This window comes from Vibrio sp. 10N.261.51.A4, assembly GCF_041471945.1.
Lineage (GTDB): Bacteria > Pseudomonadota > Gammaproteobacteria > Enterobacterales > Vibrionaceae > Vibrio > Vibrio crassostreae_C.
The window spans coordinates 1-887 of sequence record NZ_JBFRPJ010000075.1; the positions used below are offsets into that span (position 1 = coordinate 1).

1 protein-coding gene is annotated in these 887 nt (G+C 40.0%); it reads right to left on the reverse strand.

The window, feature by feature from the left end; genetic code table 11:
* Window positions 1–34 precede the first annotated feature (34 nt).
* Window positions 35–796: an IS5 family transposase gene (locus AB4384_RS16835; RefSeq protein ID WP_026028612.1), complete on the reverse strand. Its 762-nt coding sequence runs from the start codon at window positions 794–796 to the stop codon at window positions 35–37.
* Between the last annotated feature and the right edge of the window lie 91 nt (window positions 797–887).

Consider the following 887-nt stretch of genomic DNA (forward strand, 5'->3'; position numbering starts at 1 on the left):
TAGGGCGTGTTGATCTTTGCTGTACATTTCGCGTTCAACAATACATCGGTAGCCACATTAACATGAATGCCAGCGATAACATGCTGGCATAATTCCTTTCTAGCTTGTCATATCTACTTGAAATAGCTCGATAATGCTTAATTCTCCCAAAGGCATTTTCGACCAAGTGACGATACTTGTATAAACACCAATCCATACTGTCTTTGTCTATATCTTGTCCGTAATTGCGTTTAGCAATTACCGTTTCTCCGCCACGTTCCTTAACAAAAGTACGGAAAGGTTCGCTGTCATATCCTTTATCACAAACGATGGTATTAACTTCATCGAGTTGCTCAACTAAGCTTTCGGCATGCACTATATCGTGGCGTTGTCCCTCTGATAAATCAAAGCAAATCGGCAGGCCACCACTATCTACGGCTAAGTGAATTTTTGTTGAGTTGCCCCCGCGACTTTTTCCTATTTGCTCTGAACTTTCAGTAGCTGCACCTGTACTATGCTGATGTGCTCTAACTATAGAGCCATCAAGAAATACCCATTCAAAATCAGCCATGTTAGATAAACTTTTGAAAAGATTATCTAAAATCCCTTTCTTTGACCAAAGATTAAATCGTCTGTAAACGGTACTCCACTCTCCGAACTCAGAGGGTAGATCTCGCCAAGGAATACCTGTTCTCATTCGATAAAGTATTCCTTCAAATGTCATTCGATGTTCAGTTTTATCGTAAATACGACCTGTACTTTTCATAACTTGGAGTAGCAGTTCCCAGCGAATATCAGTTAGCATTGTTCTTGGCATGGTATTGGTTATGGTTTTACTTTTGGCGAAGCAAATTATAACTCTTTACCATGCTGTTCAAAAAACACTCACGAAAGATCAACACGCCCTA

Excerpts from the sequence above, each read along its gene's own strand:
- AB4384_RS16835 (WP_026028612.1), bottom strand. The coding sequence starts at position 796 with ATGCCAAGAACAATGCTAACTGATATTCGCTGGGAACTGCTACTCCAA.